This window comes from Shigella sp. FC1544, from assembly GCF_001722145.1.
Classification (GTDB): Bacteria; Pseudomonadota; Gammaproteobacteria; order Enterobacterales; family Enterobacteriaceae; genus Escherichia; species Escherichia coli.
Window position 1 is genome coordinate 1 of the sequence record NZ_MECT01000470.1, and the last position, 397, is coordinate 397.

Consider the following 397-nt stretch of genomic DNA (forward strand, 5'->3'; position numbering starts at 1 on the left):
CTGGCCGATAAACCGGGTCGGCGAACTGCTCCCCTGGCGCGTAGCACTGCCGACTGAATAACACATCCCCGTCAATACGGTTCTTGCTGCACGCTTACGAACGGTTCTTGAAAATCAACTTTCGATCAGTGAAGGCGCTTCCCGATTATCCCTTCCTGAAGGCACTTTAGGACAATGGGTTACCGCCGCCAGAAAAGGGCTCGGTACTCCTGGTTCCCGCACGGTGGCTGAACTGGAATCTGAAATTCTGCAACTGCGTAAGGCGTTAAATGAAGCTCGCCTTGAGCGAGATATATTAAAAAAAGCAACAGCGTATTTTGCACAGGAGTCGCTGAAAAATACGCGTTAATCGAACAATGGCGACAACAATTTCCCATTGAAGCGATGTGTCAGGTAT

Annotated in this window: 1 pseudogene; it reads left to right on the plus strand. The window is 49.9% G+C overall.

Annotated elements, in window-relative coordinates:
- Positions 1-64: 64 nt before the first annotated feature.
- Positions 65-397: pseudogene (locus BGK49_RS18545) on the plus strand (transposase); the annotation flags it as partial.